Genomic DNA, 15,262 nt, shown 5'->3' with positions numbered 1-15,262 from the left:
GGGTGCCTGGCAAAAGGGGAAAGAGGCCATTGGCTGCGATGCTGGGATGGACGCTGCTGGCAGGCTTCGCGCTGACTACCGCGGCGGTTGCTCAGTCAACGTCAAGCTTTGCGATAAATCCGCCTGCCGCAGCTGCTCCGCCCGACGACGGCCAATGGGCGATGCCGGCAAAGAACTACGCCTCGACCCGCTACAGCGAACTTGCGGAGATCACCGGGGACAACGTCAAGAACCTGCAGGTGGCCTTCACCTTCTCGACCGGCGTCAACAAGGGCCAGGAGGCCGCGCCCCTGGTCGTCGGCAACACGATGTACATCGTGACGCCCTTCCCCAACATCCTCTATGCGCTTGACCTTACCAAGCCCGGCGCGCCGATGAAGTGGAAATTCGAGCCCAACCCCGAGCCCGCCGCGCAGGGAGTTGCCTGTTGCGACGTGGTCAACCGCGGTGCAGCCTTCTTCGAAGGGCGCATCTATTTCAACACGCTCGATGGCCATGCCATCGCCGTCGATGCGGCCACCGGCAAACCGGTCTGGAACACCCATATCGGCAACGTCAATATCGGCGAGACCATCACCATGGCGCCGCTGGTGGTGAAGGGCAAAGTTCTGGTCGGCAATTCCGGCGGCGAAATGGGCGTACGCGGCTGGATCAAGGCGCTCGACGCCAGCGACGGGCACGTCGTCTGGACGGCCTACAATACCGGCCCGGACGCCGAGGTGCTGATCGGCCCCGATTTCAAGCCGCATTACGACATGGACAAGGGCAAGGATCTCGGCGTGACGTCGTGGCCGCCCGACGCCTGGAAGATCGGCGGCGGCAATGTGTGGGGCTGGATCTCCTATGACCCGGACCTAAACCTGATCTTCCATGGCACCGGAAATCCCGGTCCGTGGAATCCGGATCTGCGGCCCGGCGACAACAAATGGACCGCCGGAATCTTTGCCCGCGATCCCGACACCGGCGCAGCCAAATGGTTCTATCAATGGACCCCGCACGATTTGCACGACTACGACGGCATCAACGAACAGGTGCTGCTCGACATGACCTGGCAGGGCAAGCCCCGCAAGGTGCTGGTCCGACCGGAACGCAACGGCTACGTCTATCTGTTGGATCGCACCACAGGCGAGGTCCTGTCGGCAGTCCCCTTCGGGCCAGTCAATTCCAGCACGGGCGTCGACCTCAAGACCGGCCGGCTGATTGTAAATCCGGACAAGAAGACCGGCACCGGCAAGGTCGTGCGCGACATCTGCCCGACCGCATCGGGCCTCAAGGACTGGCAGCCTTCGGCATTCTCGCCCAAGACCGGTCTGCTCTACATCCCGCACAACAATCTCTGCATGGATGAAGAGGGCGTCGAGGTGAATTACATCGCCGGCACGCCCTATGTCGGCATGAACGTGCGCATGATCCCCGGGCCGGGCGGCAATCGCGGTGCTTTCACCGCCTGGGATGTCGCCGCCGCCAAGCCGGCGTGGAGCCTGAAGGAGAACTTTCCGGTGTGGAGCGGCGCCGTCGCCACCGCCGGCAACATCGTGTTCTATGGCACTATGGAAGGCTGGTTCAAGGCGGTCAGCGCCAGGACCGGCGAACTGCTGTGGCAGTTCAAAACGTCGTCCGGCATCATCGGCCAGCCGGTCACCTATCGCGGCCCGGACGGGCACCAATATGTCGCGATTCTTTCGGGCGTCGGCGGCTGGGCCGGCGCGATCGTATCCGGCGATCTCGATCCGCGCGACGCCACCGCCGCGCTCGGCTTCGTCAACGTCATGAAGGATCTGAAGGATGTAACCACGCCGGGAGGTACACTGTATGTGTTCCGGCTCCCTTGAGACGACCGGCCGAGTTGCGCGCGCACGGAGAAAATCTTCCCGGCGGGTTGGCGCCGCGGTCGGCGCACTGGCGCTCTCGCTCGTCGCCGCCGTTGCCGATGCGCGCGAATTGAGGATCTGCGCTGATCCCAACAACATGCCGTTCTCCAATGCCGCCAGGCAAGGCTTTGAAAACAAGATCGCCGAACTCGTCGCGACGGAGCTTGGCGCGACTGTTTCCTACACATGGTGGGCACAGCGCCGTGGCTTCGTCCGCAACACGCTGAAGGCCGGGCTATGCGATCTGGTGCCCGGCGCGCCCGCCAATCTTGAGATGCTGCGCACCACCGCGCCCTACTACCGGTCTTCCTATGTGTTCGTGACACGCAAGGATGCGCCGGAAATCACGTCCTTCAACGATCCTCGCCTGCGCGATCTGCACATCGGCGTCCAGCTGATCGGCGACGATGGCGCCAACTCGCCCCCCGTCCAGGCGCTTGGCCGTCGTGGCATCGTCGGCCATCTCATCGGTTTCCCCGTCTATGGGGACTATTCGGCGCCGAACCCGCCAGCGCGCATCATTGAGGCGGTCGCGAATGGCGACATCGATATGGCCGTCGTCTGGGGGCCGTTGGCCGGCTACTTTGCATCCAGGCAGAAGGTGGCGCTGCGGATCACGCCGGTTTCGCCGCGCGTGGACGGCCCGCAACTGCCGATGATCTTCGACATCTCGATGGGAGTGCGCCGTGGCGACGATACGCTGCGCAGCGAGGTGAACGCCGCCCTGACCAGACGCCGCGCCGAGATCGACGCGATCCTGGCGACCTACCAGGTGCCCCGCCTCGATCCTGTCGGAGCGCCTTGAAATGAAGCGAGGTCTTCTCTTGCTGGTGTTCGCAATCCTCGCGGTTGCCGCTTGCCGGCGTGAGGAACGCGACACGCGTCCACAATCGGCGCTCGGCTCGGGCGATCAACCGGCAGCCGTGACTGCCCTCGAGCCGGGCGGCCAACGGCCGACCTCGTCCGACAGCAAGGCCGGCGTGTTCGAGGCCAACGCCTTCCACCTCAGCGAGGGCAAGCGTCTGTTCAACTGGTTCAACTGTTCCGGCTGCCATGCCAATGGCGGCGGCGGCATGGGCCCGGCGCTCATGGACCAGAAGTGGCTCTATGGCAGCTCGATCGAAAGCATCCACGCCACGATCAGGGACGGCCGGCCAAACGGCATGCCGAGCTTCCGCGACACGATCCCGGATGACCAAATATGGGAGCTTGCTGCCTTCGTCCGGGCACTGAGCGGCAACGCACCGTCCTCCGCCGCGCCGGGCCGCGACGACGACATGATGCCCCATCCATCCGAGAATCGCCTGCCGGACGCCGCGACGCTGGGGAAGTCGCCGTGAGCCGCGGTGTCTGGACGGTGTGCGGGGGCACGGCCTGCATCCTGCTCCTTGCAGGGTGCAGCGGCTGGCAATCCGCGCTCGACCCAAAGGGGCCGGCCGCGGGCGAACTCGCATGGCTGATCTGGTTCTTCACCGCGCTGTGCACGGTGGTCTGGCTTCTGGTGATGGCCGTGCTGATCGTGCCATTGGCCCGGCGCCCGGCGCCGCTCGGCGACCCGCTTGTCCTCGACGCTGCCGCCGAGCGCAGCAAGATGCGAATTGTCGTCGCCGCACTCGCCGCTACCGCCCTGATCCTGGTCGGCCTGACGCTGCTGAGCTACTTCGCTAACCGGACGCTCGCCGCCATCGGCTCGGATTCGGCGCTGACGATCCGGGTGACCGGGCATCAATGGTGGTGGGAGGTGCGCTACGAAAACGATCAGCCGAACCGCATCCTGACGACCGCCAATGAAATCCACATCCCGGCGGGCGAGCCGGTGCGGCTTGTGGTGACCTCGACCGACGTTATCCATTCCTTCTGGGTGCCGAACCTCTCGGGCAAGCTGGACCTTATCCCCGGCCACGAGAACGTTCTCGATCTGAAGGCGGACAAGCCCGGCGTCTATCGCGGGCAATGCGCCGAGTTCTGCGGCGCGCAGCATGCCAATATGAGCACCTTCATCATCGCCGAACCTCGGCCCGTCTTCGATGCCTGGCTGAACGATCAGCTGCGGCCGGCGGCCGCTCCCGTGTCGGCCGAGGCCAAAACCGGCCACGACCTGTTCCTCAAACGGCCATGCGTGATGTGCCACAAGATCGGCGGCACCATCGCCGGCGGCACGGTCGCCCCAAACCTCACCCATATCGCAAGCAGGCAAACGCTCGCTGCCGGCACGCTGACAATGAGCCGCGGCAATCTCGCAGCCTGGATAGCCAATCCGCAGGGGATCAAGCCAGGCGCCCACATGCCCGTGGTGCGACTGGACGGGGACGAACTGAATGCGATCGTCGCCTATCTCGAGGGCCTGAAATGAGCAGCGCCGACGTGGCCCGTGAGCGTCGGCTCGCCGGCGAGCGAGCAGCGGCCGGCAAAGGAGACCTGGCCCCCGAGCGCGACGGTCCTCGCGATACCAGCCTCGACGACTCCAGCCTCGACCGCTGGCTGGCGCGGACATGGCAGACGGCGCCGGGCATCATCGGTGCGCTCTCGAGCGTCGACCACAAGATTGTCGCGCGGCGCTACCTGATCACCGCTTTCGCCTTCCTGTGCCTCGGTGGCCTCAGCGCCGTTGCCATGCGCATCCAACTGTCGGGGCCGGAGCGCGGGCTGATCGGGCCCGACCGCTACAACCAGCTGTTCACCATGCATGGCGTGACCATGATGTTCCTGTTTGCGGTGCCGATCGTCCAGGCGACCGGCATCTACCTCGTGCCGCTGATGGTCGGCACCCGCAACATCGCCTTTCCGCGCCTCAATGCATTCAGCTTCTGGATTTATCTCTCCGGTGGCCTCTTCGCCTGGGTGTCGTTTGCACTCGACATGGCGCCCGACGTCGGCTGGTTCTCCTACGTGCCGCTGTCCGGCCCTGAATTCGGGCCGGGCAAGCGTTCCGACGTGTGGGCGCAGATGATCACCTATACCGAAGTGTCATCGTTGGCGGTCGCGGTTGCCACCATCGTCACCGTGCTGAAGCAGCGTGCGCCGGGCATGTCGCTGGACAAGATTCCGCTCTATGTCTGGGCGATGCTGGTCACCTCCTTCGTCATCGTGTTCGCCATGCCGGCGGTCATGATCACGTCGACGTTCCTGATCCTCGACCGGCTGGTCGGCACCCATATCTTCAATCCCGCCGAGGGCGGCGACGTATTGCTGTTCCAGCACCTGTTCTGGTTCTTCGGCCACCCCGAAGTCTACATCATATTCCTGCCGGCTACCGGCATGGTGTCCTCGATCATCGCCGCTTTCGCCCGGCGTCCGGTATTCGGCTATCTGGGCATGGTACTCGCCTTGATCGCAGTCGGCTTTCTGTCGTTCGGCCTGTGGGTTCACCACATGTTCGCAACCGGTCTGCCCAAGCTCGGCGCGAGCTTCTTCACGGCCTCGAGCATGCTGATCGCCATTCCGAACGGGTTGCAGATCTTCTGCTGGCTGGCGACATTGTGGGACGGACGCCCGATAATCAGAACGCCGCTGCTGTTCGTGTTCGGCTTCTTCTTCACGTTCGTCGCGGGCGGCCTGACTGGGGTGATGCTGGCGTCGGTGCCATTGGACCTGCAAGTGCACGACACCTATTTCGTGGTCGCGCATTTCCATTACGTGCTGATCGGCGGGTCGGTGTTCCCGCTGCTCGGCGCGACCTATTTCTGGTTCCCCAAGATCACCGGCCGGATGATGAGCGAACGTCTCGGACGCTGGCACTTCTGGCTTGCCTTCCTGGGCTTCAATGCGGCGTTCTTTCCGATGCACATTGTCGGCCTGTGGGGCATGCCGCGGCGGGTCTACACCTATCCGGTGGAACTCGGCTGGGGCAACATCAACCTGTTCATCACAGCCGGCGCGATCATCCTGTTCCTAAGCTTCGTTCTGTTCACTATAAACCTGGTGTACAGCGCCTCGAGGGGCGCCCCGGCCGGGGACAATCCCTGGAATGCCGGCACGCTGGAATGGGCGACGAGCTCTCCACCGCCGAGCTATAATTTCGCTCGGATCCCGGTGGTTACCCACGCCGAGCCGCTCTGGGCCGAACGTGACACGCTGCCTGTCGCGACCGGGCTTCGCGTCGACGCGCGCGAACTTGTCATTTCGACCGTGGCAGAGGCGCATCCAGAGGTGCGCGAGAAGTCGGCGACGCCGTCGATCTGGCCATTGTTCGCCGCGCTCGCCGTCGGCGCCACCTTTCTCTATTCGATCTTCAGCCCGTGGGCGGTGGTCTGGGGAGCCGGGCCGATCGCCATCACTTTGATCGGTTGGTTCTGGCCGAAAGGCGATCCGGAGGATGAGGAATGAAACAGCGTCTTGTCGCCGATCTTTCCAAACTCCCGACCTTCGGGATCGGACCGCGCAGCCCGACCTGGTGGGGCACTCTCGCCTTCATGGCGCTGGAAGGCACCGGCTTTGCGCTCGCCGCAGGCACCTATCTTTACCTCGCCTATCTGTCGCCCAAATGGCCATTGGGCGTGCCGCCGCCCAACCATTGGCCGGGCACCATCGTCACGCTGTTGCTGCTCGCCAGCGTGGTGCCCAATCACATACTGAACCGCTACGCCGAAGCCTGTGCCATGGTGCCCGTGCGCATCGGCCTGATCGTCATGTCGCTGCTCGGTATCGCACCGCTTGTCGTGCGGTGGTTCGAATTTCCGGCCCTCAACATTTATTGGGATACCAATGCGTACGGCTCGATGTTGTGGGTCCTGCTCGGCCTTCACACAACGCACCTGATTACCGACGTCGGCGACACGCTGGTGCTGACGGTCCTGATGTTCACGCGCCATGGCTATAGCGGCCGGCGTTTCGGGGACGTTGGCGACAACGTCTTCTACTGGGATTTCGTGGTCGCGACCTGGATCCCGATCTATCTGTTGATCTACTGGATGCCGAGGCTTGACTGAGATGCGTGCGCTTCGCTTGGGCACATCATGGGGCGGGCTGTTGTCCGGACCTTTGGCCTGGGCGGTGTCGACGCAGCTGAATTACGCGGTCGTGGAGTGGCAGTGCTCCCACGGCATTCCCGTCATACCGGTCATTGCGCTGGTGCTGACAGTGCTGGCCTTGCTCGGCGGCGTGCTTTCGTGGCGGGCGCGACAGCAAGGTGGCGCCGCCTTTAAACCGGATCGTACGCGCGGCACCGAGCATTTCGTCGCCAATATCGGCATTCTCAGCGCGGTGCTGTTTGCGCTGGTAATCGTCATGCAAGGCGCGGCTTCGCTCATTGTTGACGGCTGCCTACGATGAGCTTCGACGCGCTCTTCTCGACCTCGATCTGCTACGGTGCCGGCGCCCCGCAGGCCGGCTGGACGCTGGCGTTGCCGATCACGCTGCCACTAACCATGATCGCACTGCTTTACGCGGCAGGCGCCTTTCGGCTGTGGCGGCGGAGTGCCCGCAGCCGCCCGTTGCGGTTGCGGCAAGCCTTGCTGTTTGCGACCGGCTGGGCCATTTTGGCGGCAGCACTGGTCAGTCCGCTCCATGCATTGGGTGAGCGCGTTTTCACCGCCCACATGATCGAGCACGAGCTGTTGATGGCGGTGGCGGCACCCCTGCTGGTCGCCTCCCGTCCGGCGGCGGCGATGATGTGGGCATTGCCGATCAAGCTGCGGCTGGCATTTGGCGCAGCCGGGCAGGCGAAGGTGCTTCGAGCCGTTTGGGCCGCCGTCAGCCGCCCTCTAGCCGCGACCTTCCTGCACGGCGTCGCGATATGGGCGTGGCACGTTCCGGCGCTGTTCGAGGCGGCGCTTGCACAGGGTGTCCTGCATTATGCGCAACATGCCAGCTTCTTCGGTACGGGGCTGCTGTTCTGGTGGGTGCTGCTGCCGCGTTCAGGCCGCGAACAAGCCTACGGCAGCGCAGTCATGCACCTCTTTTTCACCTCGCTGCACACCGGCCTGCTCGGGGTGCTGCTGCTGGTCTCGCCAAGGCTGTGGTACCCGGTAAACGCAGCCGGCGCGGAATTGTGGAGCCTTAGCCCGCTCGAGGACCAGCAGCTCGCCGGCTCGGTGATGTGGGTTCCGGCCGGCCTGATTTATGGCGGAGCCGCGTTGCTGCTGGCCGGTCTGTGGATTCGCTCAAGTGGACAGAGAAGATGGGAGGCGTCGCATGCGCTCCAGGCTGTCTAAGCTGGTCATTGGTGCCGGGACGGCAATTGCCGTGCTGGCCGCAGCTTGGGCGGCGCTGACGTTGTGGCCGGAGCGCCTCGTCAGGGTCGCGCATAAGACGGACAATGCCCCTGGCAGCATCGGCGTGCGCGCAACATCGCGCTTCACTCCGTCCGGACCCATCCTCGGCGCCGCGGCAATTGTCGTGCTTGTTGCAGCCCTGGCCGGGATCGCGTTGTACTTCGAGCAAAGCCGTCGAGTGGAGCAGAAGGCCGACAATGCAACCGGCGGTGTTGGCGCCCGCGCCATACCAATCATCATGGCCAATGGCTGTGCCGGATGCCACACGATCACTGGCGTGCCCGGCGCGCAGGGACTGGTCGGTCCACGCCTCGACGCCAGCTTGGCCACCCGGGTCTATATCGGCGGCGTATTGTCCAACAACCCGCGAAACATGGTTCGTTGGATACGCGCCGCAAGAGAGATCAATCCGCACACGGCAATGCCTTCGACCAGAATTTCCGAGCAGGAGGCGCGGGATATCGCGGCCTATCTCTATTCGCTGAAATGAAAGTCATCGCTGATCCCGGCAGCTGCACGCGGCCTGTCTTCACCAGTCGATCGCAGGCCGAGTGATCATCAGCCAGAAAATCCCGAGTACCGCAGCGAAGGCGGGGAAGCCGAAGGCGAACCACAGCCAGAAGAGCCGATGATAGCGCGGCGGCAACGGCGCGCCTGCAGTGGCGGCTTGCGATGCCAGCTTGCGCATCTGCATTTGCATCCAGACGACCGGGAGCCAGAACATTCCGGTGAAGATATAGAGCGCGATCGAAAGTACGATCCAGCCCTCCGACAGCGAGTAGCCTGCCTGCCAGGCAAGCGCGGCTCCGGTCAAAGGCTGCGCGACCACGGCCGTCGCGGTGAAAAGGAAGTCGGCGACGACGACGATACGCGCCACCGCCGCAACCGTCGCGGCATTGCCGGTCCTGTGGGCGAGCAGCATGAAGAAAGCGATACCGGCGCCGGTACCAAGCAGCACGGATGCGCCGATGACATGCAGAAATTTCAGCAGGAAATAGAGCATCAACGCTCCTCCAGCACTGCCAAGGCCACAAAGTGCAGCACCAGGATCGGCAACACCTTGAGGAACGGCCCAAGCGGGTCGTTCCACAGCTCGGGGCTCAGGAAGCTTCCGACGACCAGGTAGAAGAGCGAGAGCGCGATGCCGCCATAGAGGCCTTTTCGCGCCGCCGGCCGCCAGGCTATGAGCACGCCGACGGCGATGTCGGCAAGAGCGCCGGCGATCACGGCCGGTGCCGACAGGATGCCGGCCCCCGTGCCTTGCATCAGATCGACGCCGCTGCCGTAGCCGGTTGTCAGCGACACGATTCCCGTCATGATCCAGAAGAAGGGCAGGACGACGAAGATCGCCGGCTTGATGAAATACAGCCGGGCAAACCATTTTTCCTGCACCGTTGCCGGATTGAGCGCGAGGAAGCCCGCCAGGGTTTGCGGGCGTATGCCGGTCGCAGCGGTCCAGTCCGAGGGATCTCCAACCGCTCCTCGGCCGATCTCTCTGGCCGCGTTGGTGCGCATCGGTGGACGCCAGCCGAACATCGCGGCAAGGTCGCCGAGGCGGTAGAGAAGCCTTGCAACAGCCGCCGGCAAGACAAACCTGGCTGCAGGAGCCCAGCCGAGCCATCGGCGATAGCTGCCGACGACCTCGTCCATGCTCAGCTGTTCGGGACCGACAAGTTCCAACACGACGCGAGACGGACTGTCGGGATCGAGAAGGAAGACGACTGTTGAGACCACATCGTCGAGTAGTACCACCTGGAGCCGGCCGGTGGCGGGCATGGACGGCAGCACCGGCAGCGAGGCGAGACCCCTAAACAATGCGCTGGCCCCAAACACCGGCCGGCCGAGCACCACGGACGGGCGCAGGATCACCCAATCCAGATCAAGCGCCATAAGCGCTTGGTCGCCGGCCAGTTTCGTCGCCGAGAACGTCGAAGCCTGCGCCCGATCGACGCCGATTGCCGAGAAGTGGATCACCCGGGCAACCCCTGCCCGCGCACAGGCGAGGAAGAGTGCTGCCGCCGCCTCGCGATGGACTTCGCGCGTCTTTTCACGAGGGCTATCCTGCAGAACGCCGGCACAATTGACGACGGCGTCTATGCCCCTGAGATGCGGTAGCCAGTCTTCGGGCTGCAGCGCCACCGCCATGTCCAGCACCAGCAATTGATAATTGCCGGTCCGGTTTGCGCCGGGGCTGCGGACCAATCCGATCACCTCATGTCCTTCGGAAAGAAGGCGTGCCACGACCGAGGCACCGATCAGGCCGGTGGCGCCGGTAACCAGGACTTTCACTGGACCCCATTCTCCGACGGCGGGAAAGTATCGTTCATTCCGGTTTATCGCCCTCGATACTCCCCTTCATACCGGAAAGTTCTTCCGTCGCGCATAACAACCGCGGCCGCGCCGGATCGGAGATGTCGAGCTTGTCCCAAGGGATGCGGTACATGCTGTCGCGACTGCGCAGTCCAAAGACATTGAGGACCGCAATGCCGATGGCCGAAGCGGACAGACGCTCGAAGGCCGCGTAGATGCCGACATGGTACTCGCTAATCACAAGGTCGTCGCCATCCGGTTCGGCGCGTATCTCCTCGATATGACCGATGCTTTTGCCGCGCTGCGAAAGCACATTCCTGCCAGCCAATTGCTCGAGATTGATGGTGGCCATCATCCAGCTCCCGGGATGCGCCCAATGACATGATCGCGCAGCCAGTCCTGCCAGTCGAAGATCGCCGTTTCGCGGACGTCGATATCGAACTCGATGTCGACGCCGATGTCGCGCACCTTGTTCCAGGCGATGCGGTGCGGCTCGGCATGGCGCTTGCCGCCGAGCCTTGCCGCAAGCCGCGCCATCCAGCGCCCGGGTCGCTCGCCAAGCCGACGCGCCAGCGTGATCGAGCCGAGCTCGACCGCAACGATTTTGGGCGGCTTGCCTGGCCTGAGCTCGGCCACCAGACCGTCCACCTTGCCGATCTTGACCTGCTCGCGGTCGACCACTTGCTTGTCCAGAATGTCGCGTAGCAAATCCATCACGTGCCTCCGAATATCTGCAAAGGAATGGTCACGATCGCGAGCACGAAACCGAGCGCAATGATGAAGATGACCGCGGCATTCGCGATCATGCCATTGCGGTGCTCGCCGACATAACGCTCGTCATTCAGCAGGAAAAGGAACGGCACCACGGTCAGCGGCAGGCTGGCGGCCGTCAGCGCCATGGAAAAGATGGTTAGCTTCAGCGGATCGAGACCCAGTGCGATCGGAATGGCGGCGAGAAACAGCGAGACAGTGTAGACGGTGCTGAAGCCGGGATCGTCGCGCGGTTTCTGGTCCTCGCCCCACGTCCAGCCGAAACCCTGCGCCACGAGATAGGCTTGCTGCAGCCCGATTTCGAGCGCGGCACCGAAGCAGGCAATGCCGAGCGATGCGACGAACAGGATGAATCCCCAGAAACCGAAGATCTGGATCAGCATCAGCGGCAATTGATGGTAGTCGTCGACCTGCTCTATGCCGTGCGCCGCCAGCACGAGCGCCGCCACGATCAGCACACCGATCGCGATCGTGCCGCCAAAACTCATGCCAATGCCGGCAATCGCCCGATTGGCTCCGAGATAGCTCCTGTCCCACTGATCCTCGATCGCTCCCGACGAATAGAACATGAACAGGTAAGGCGATATCGACGCGCCAAGAATGCTGACCGCCATGAACCAGTATTTGGCCGCGTCGTGGTCCGGCAGAGTGGGCACGGCGCCGGCCGCGACCTGCCCCCAATCGGGTCTCAGCATGATAGCGCCAACCACGAAGCACAGCGTGACGAGACCGAGGATCGAGACGCCTTTTTCGATGAAGCCGAACGTGCCTTTCCAGAGGAACAGCCATGCCAGAAAAGCGACCGGCAGCGCCCACCAATGAAAGCCGATGCCGGTGGCGAGCTCGAGCGCAATGGCAACACCGCCGATTTCGGCTGCCATGACCAGGAAATTGACCAGCAAGGTCGCAAGCAACGGCCACAGAAAGGCGTTGAAGCCAAACCGTTCCCGGATCCCGTCGGCGATGGTGTGATGGCAAACTGCGGCGAAGCGTCCGGCCATTTCGACCAGGAAGATGATGCAGATCGTGCCCAGGACGACGGCCCATATCAGCTGAAACCTGAACGCCGCGCCGGCCTGAGCGGCGGTCGCCACTGATCCGACCTCAAGAAAGCCGCCAACGCTGGTGACGACGCCGAGCGATATTTCGAGCAGCTTCTTCATGATTTCGGCGCGAAATATTTCGCGTAGGACGTGCTCAGATCGGCGGCGGCGGCCCGCAGATCCTGCTGCGCGTGTTCCACTTCCGAGCGGTTGCCGTTCTGCACGGCCGTCGCCGCGCGAATTACCGCTGCCGAAAGCCGTCCAACCGCCATCGTCAGACCGGCTTGCCCGCTGGGCTCAGGCGACTTGGCGGACTGGATTTGCGCACCGGCATCGGCGAGCGCCTTGCCGACCGATTGCAAAGTGCGCGACGTGTATTCCGACGGGGCTCCCCCGGCGATCCAGCTCTCCAGGACCAGCGATGCGGTCTGTGTGGCGGAAGCCGCGGTTTTCGACTGCTGCTCGACCTGGTCGGAAGGCGAGCATGCCGTCAATACAAATATTATCAGCAGCAAGCACGGGCGGTCTGGTCGAAGACCGACGGCTGTAACGGCATTTACAATACGTGCTTGTAGCGTTGCTGCCACACGATTGTTCTCCCCGCACCAAGCGACTTCGGCGCGAAGGTTGATCTAGAGCGCTGGGTGATCAGGTCAACTGAACCGCGATGAACGGCGCTGGCACCGCGGAACAAACCAGCGATCGCCGGATTAGGGGATGAGGAGGCAAAGGCCATGGACAGGGAAGAGCGTATCAGGCAGCGAGCCCATGAGATCTGGGAGCGCGAAGGCCGTCCGCAAGGACGCGAGCGCGAGCACTGGGATCAGGCCGTGCAGGAGATCGAAGCTGAGGGTTCCGAGGCCGAACGCGGCCCGGTCGTGCCCGATCCAACGGTCGAGGCCGGCTCCGATCCGGAGGCACGCGGCAGCAAGCGGCGGCGAGGGACATGAGGCCGATGCCTCGTTTCGTCGCCTGGATCGTGGTCGTACTGGTCGTGCTGTTCGCCGCCTGGCTGATGATCGGGCGCGACAGAACCGGCGGCGGAGGTCAGCCCACGCCGCACGCAATTGATCAAAATGGATAGGAGCCGACATGACGGGAACCGATACTCATCCTGAACAAGACCCGGCGGAAGGATCGCGATCGATAGTGGAAAAGCAGCTCCGCAAGGAGCAAGGCGGCGAGGGTCAAGATCGCAAAGCCGAGCCAGCTTCCGACAAATCCGGCAGCAAGACCAAGACACCTTCGGAAGCGCCGAAGAAAGGCCCAGGCTTGGATTGAGCCGGCTGACAGCGGGCTCACACTATTGGTTGACGTTCGGCCAAACCGACGGCAGCTGCTTCGGTCCTCTTTCCCGTCGAGCCTGGGGCCTCGAAATAGTGGGGATAGCGCTGCTGGACGATTTCGAGCACCTCGAAGATGCGGCGAAGATGCGTTCGCATCGCCTCTTCCGCCGCAAACGCGTCGGCCTGCTCAAGCGCATCGACAATCCGCCGATGCTGGCCGAGGACCACCGACATGCTGTCGAGGCGCGGAAAAGACAGGAAGCGGAAGCGGTCCATGTGCAGCTTCGCCGCGCTGATGTCGGCCCAGATTCCGGGGAAGCCGGCATGGCTGGCGATGTGCTGGTGGAACAGCTCGTCCGACTTGAAGAAGCGCCTGTCGTCCGCGATTGAGGCGAACGTCTCCTGGACGGCCAGTTCGCCTTTGAGCACGGCAAGCAGGTCGGCACGGCGCGGGCTCTCGACCGCGCGCTTGATCAGGCCGACTTCGAGCGCTTCGCGCAGGAACTGCGATTTCTCGAGATCGGCAATCCGGAGCGGCGCCACCATGCTGCCGCGCTGCGGATAAATGTCGATCAAGCCAAGACCGGCCAGCCGGGCGAGCGCCTCCCTGACCGGCGTGCGGCTCACGCCAAGGGCTTCCGACATCGCCTTTTCCGAGATCACTTCATGCGGCTTCAGACGGAAGGTCAGGATCTGGTCGAGCAGAACCTCGAACGTCCTCGCCGCGACCGATACGCCGGGGCCGGTTTCGCCCAACCGCCCCTCGGTGGTGGTCCGCATTCCCAAAAGCCCTGCCATCGGCGACCCCTTATAGGCTCTGCAGCGTCAAGCCGTTCATGAAATGCCTGCGCAAGCAGCAGCGCCGACGTTATTCCTTGCGCGGAGAACCGCCGATGCGCGCCAGCAGGCCGCCATCGACGCGTACGACCTCGCCGGTGACGAAGGAGGCATCGTCGGACAGCAGGAAGGCGACGACTGCGGCAATCTCTTGCGGCTGGGCGGTACGGCCGAGCGGATGCATGTTGTCGAGGATGCGCAGGATCTCGTCGGGCTTATCGTTGAGCTTGACCGCATCCCGCAGCATCGGCGTGTCGACCGCGCCCGGAGCGACGGCATTGACGCGCACACCCAGCGGCGCATAATCGACGGCCATCGATTTGACCAGCCCGATCAGGCCGTGCTTGGCCGTGCTGTAGGCCAGAACCCCTTCCTGGCTGGCCAGACCCTGCACCGAGCTCATATGGACGATGGCGCCGCGGCTTTGCCGCAGCAGCGGCATCGCCGCGCGGGAGAGCAGGTAGGCAGCCTTGAGGTTGACGTTCATCACCTCGTCCCAAAGCGCCTCGTCCGTGGTCTCCACCGTTCCGTAACGCTGGATGCCGGCATTGTGGGAGAGCATGTCGAGCCCGCCGAACGCGGACCGGGCAAGCTCGACGGCGCGGCCACAGGCTTCAGTGTCGGCGGTCGAGCCAAGCACGGTGTGCACGGTCACGCCGCGCGCCGAAAGCTGCGCCGCGACGTCATCCAGCTGATCGCCCGCCCGGTCGAACAGAATCAGGTCGACGCCTTGCCCGGCTAGTCTTTCGGCGACAGCACGGCCGATGCCCATGGCCGCCCCGGTGACCAGTGCGCGTTTTTTGAACTCAGCCATTTATCCTCCCTCGAACAGTGGCGGGGGGGGGGGGCGGGCGGTTGGGATATGGGGCCGCCGAAACGGACCGCGTATGAGGAGAGAGCCCAGCAAAAGTGGGGGTGGTGTGGGGAGTGGT

The 15,262-nt window shown here is 63.8% G+C and carries 20 protein-coding genes; 12 read left to right on the top strand and 8 right to left on the bottom strand.

Annotation, left to right across the window (positions count from 1 at the left end; all coding sequences use genetic code 11):
• Window positions 1-38 precede the first annotated feature (38 nt).
• The 9 genes from NKJ55_RS20935 to NKJ55_RS20895 are packed head-to-tail and all read left to right on the top strand — an operon-like array spanning window position 39 to window position 8,573.
• Window positions 39-1,832, top strand: a complete 1,794-nt coding sequence (locus NKJ55_RS20935; RefSeq protein ID WP_352451595.1) for a methanol/ethanol family PQQ-dependent dehydrogenase — start codon at window positions 39-41, stop codon at window positions 1,830-1,832.
• Window positions 1,813-2,676: a substrate-binding domain-containing protein gene (locus NKJ55_RS20930; protein ID WP_352451521.1), complete on the top strand. Its 864-nt coding sequence runs from the start codon at window positions 1,813-1,815 to the stop codon at window positions 2,674-2,676. Before NKJ55_RS20935 ends, NKJ55_RS20930 begins: the two co-directional genes overlap by 20 nt.
• A 1-nt stretch (window position 2,677) precedes the next feature.
• Window positions 2,678-3,211: a c-type cytochrome gene (locus tag NKJ55_RS20925; RefSeq protein ID WP_352451520.1), complete on the top strand. Its 534-nt coding sequence runs from the start codon at window positions 2,678-2,680 to the stop codon at window positions 3,209-3,211.
• Window positions 3,208-4,224: a cytochrome c oxidase subunit II gene (coxB, locus tag NKJ55_RS20920; protein WP_352451519.1), complete on the top strand. Its 1,017-nt coding sequence runs from the start codon at window positions 3,208-3,210 to the stop codon at window positions 4,222-4,224. The genes NKJ55_RS20925 and coxB overlap by 4 nt, the downstream gene beginning before the upstream one ends.
• A complete protein-coding gene (gene ctaD, locus NKJ55_RS20915) occupies window positions 4,221-6,197 on the top strand; it encodes a cytochrome c oxidase subunit I (protein WP_352451518.1) in 1,977 nt (658 codons plus the stop codon). The genes coxB and ctaD overlap by 4 nt, the downstream gene beginning before the upstream one ends.
• The gene (locus NKJ55_RS20910) at window positions 6,194-6,799 is read left to right on the top strand and encodes a cytochrome c oxidase subunit 3 (protein WP_352451517.1); all 606 of its coding nucleotides are present in this window, start codon (window positions 6,194-6,196) and stop codon (window positions 6,797-6,799) included. Before ctaD ends, NKJ55_RS20910 begins: the two co-directional genes overlap by 4 nt.
• Window position 6,800: 1 nt before the next feature.
• Complete coding sequence (locus NKJ55_RS20905; RefSeq protein ID WP_352451516.1) at window positions 6,801-7,142, top strand: hypothetical protein; 342 nt, start codon at window positions 6,801-6,803, stop codon at window positions 7,140-7,142.
• Window positions 7,139-8,023 carry a cytochrome c oxidase assembly protein gene (locus NKJ55_RS20900; protein ID WP_352451515.1) on the top strand — a complete coding sequence of 295 codons (885 nt, stop codon included), beginning with the start codon at window positions 7,139-7,141 and terminating at the stop codon, window positions 8,021-8,023. The genes NKJ55_RS20905 and NKJ55_RS20900 overlap by 4 nt, the downstream gene beginning before the upstream one ends.
• Window positions 8,004-8,573 (top strand): c-type cytochrome, encoded by a 570-nt coding sequence (locus NKJ55_RS20895; protein ID WP_023676158.1) that lies wholly within the window; start codon window positions 8,004-8,006, stop codon window positions 8,571-8,573. The genes NKJ55_RS20900 and NKJ55_RS20895 overlap by 20 nt, the downstream gene beginning before the upstream one ends.
• 39 nt (window positions 8,574-8,612) lie before the next feature.
• Here NKJ55_RS20895 and NKJ55_RS20890 read toward each other — a convergent pair whose 3' ends face one another.
• From NKJ55_RS20890 to NKJ55_RS20865, 6 genes are read right to left on the bottom strand one after another with little or no spacing between them, the layout of a single operon-like run.
• Window positions 8,613-9,086, bottom strand: a complete 474-nt coding sequence (locus tag NKJ55_RS20890; RefSeq protein WP_352451514.1) for a DUF2269 family protein — start codon at window positions 9,084-9,086, stop codon at window positions 8,613-8,615.
• Window positions 9,086-10,372 (bottom strand): SDR family oxidoreductase, encoded by a 1,287-nt coding sequence (locus NKJ55_RS20885; RefSeq protein ID WP_352451513.1) that lies wholly within the window; start codon window positions 10,370-10,372, stop codon window positions 9,086-9,088. Before NKJ55_RS20885 ends, NKJ55_RS20890 begins: the two co-directional genes overlap by 1 nt.
• Window positions 10,373-10,406: 34 nt before the next feature.
• Window positions 10,407-10,745 carry a hypothetical protein gene (locus NKJ55_RS20880; RefSeq protein ID WP_352451512.1) on the bottom strand — a complete coding sequence of 113 codons (339 nt, stop codon included), beginning with the start codon at window positions 10,743-10,745 and terminating at the stop codon, window positions 10,407-10,409.
• Window positions 10,745-11,107 (bottom strand): hypothetical protein, encoded by a 363-nt coding sequence (locus NKJ55_RS20875; protein ID WP_352451511.1) that lies wholly within the window; start codon window positions 11,105-11,107, stop codon window positions 10,745-10,747. Before NKJ55_RS20875 ends, NKJ55_RS20880 begins: the two co-directional genes overlap by 1 nt.
• On the bottom strand, window positions 11,107-12,327 hold the full coding sequence (locus NKJ55_RS20870; protein ID WP_352451510.1) for an NRAMP family divalent metal transporter: 1,221 nt from the start codon (window positions 12,325-12,327) through the stop codon (window positions 11,107-11,109). The genes NKJ55_RS20875 and NKJ55_RS20870 overlap by 1 nt, the downstream gene beginning before the upstream one ends.
• Window positions 12,324-12,701 (bottom strand): hypothetical protein, encoded by a 378-nt coding sequence (locus tag NKJ55_RS20865; protein ID WP_352451509.1) that lies wholly within the window; start codon window positions 12,699-12,701, stop codon window positions 12,324-12,326. The genes NKJ55_RS20870 and NKJ55_RS20865 overlap by 4 nt, the downstream gene beginning before the upstream one ends.
• 240 nt (window positions 12,702-12,941) lie before the next feature.
• Between NKJ55_RS20865 and NKJ55_RS20860 the strand changes: the two genes are divergently transcribed.
• Genes NKJ55_RS20860 through NKJ55_RS20850 form a run of 3 tightly spaced genes read left to right on the top strand, consistent with a single transcriptional unit; the run spans window position 12,942 to window position 13,488 of the window.
• Entirely contained in the window at window positions 12,942-13,157 is a 216-nt protein-coding gene (locus NKJ55_RS20860) for a DUF2934 domain-containing protein (protein WP_023676165.1), read from the top strand.
• Between the two features lie 5 nt (window positions 13,158-13,162).
• Complete coding sequence (locus NKJ55_RS20855; protein WP_280952094.1) at window positions 13,163-13,291, top strand: hypothetical protein; 129 nt, start codon at window positions 13,163-13,165, stop codon at window positions 13,289-13,291.
• 8 nt (window positions 13,292-13,299) lie between these two features.
• Complete coding sequence (locus NKJ55_RS20850; RefSeq protein ID WP_352451508.1) at window positions 13,300-13,488, top strand: hypothetical protein; 189 nt, start codon at window positions 13,300-13,302, stop codon at window positions 13,486-13,488.
• A 17-nt stretch (window positions 13,489-13,505) separates the two neighbouring features.
• Here NKJ55_RS20850 and NKJ55_RS20845 read toward each other — a convergent pair whose 3' ends face one another.
• Both NKJ55_RS20845 and NKJ55_RS20840 read right to left on the bottom strand, forming a co-directional pair.
• Entirely contained in the window at window positions 13,506-14,291 is a 786-nt protein-coding gene (locus NKJ55_RS20845) for a GntR family transcriptional regulator (protein ID WP_352451507.1), read from the bottom strand.
• A 70-nt stretch (window positions 14,292-14,361) separates the two neighbouring features.
• Complete coding sequence (locus NKJ55_RS20840; RefSeq protein ID WP_352451506.1) at window positions 14,362-15,144, bottom strand: SDR family NAD(P)-dependent oxidoreductase; 783 nt, start codon at window positions 15,142-15,144, stop codon at window positions 14,362-14,364.
• Window positions 15,145-15,262 lie beyond the last annotated feature (118 nt).

The organism is Mesorhizobium sp. M0106 (assembly GCF_040322715.1).
Lineage (GTDB): Bacteria > Pseudomonadota > Alphaproteobacteria > Rhizobiales > Rhizobiaceae > Mesorhizobium.
This window is presented reverse-complemented; position numbering and strand designations above follow the sequence as displayed.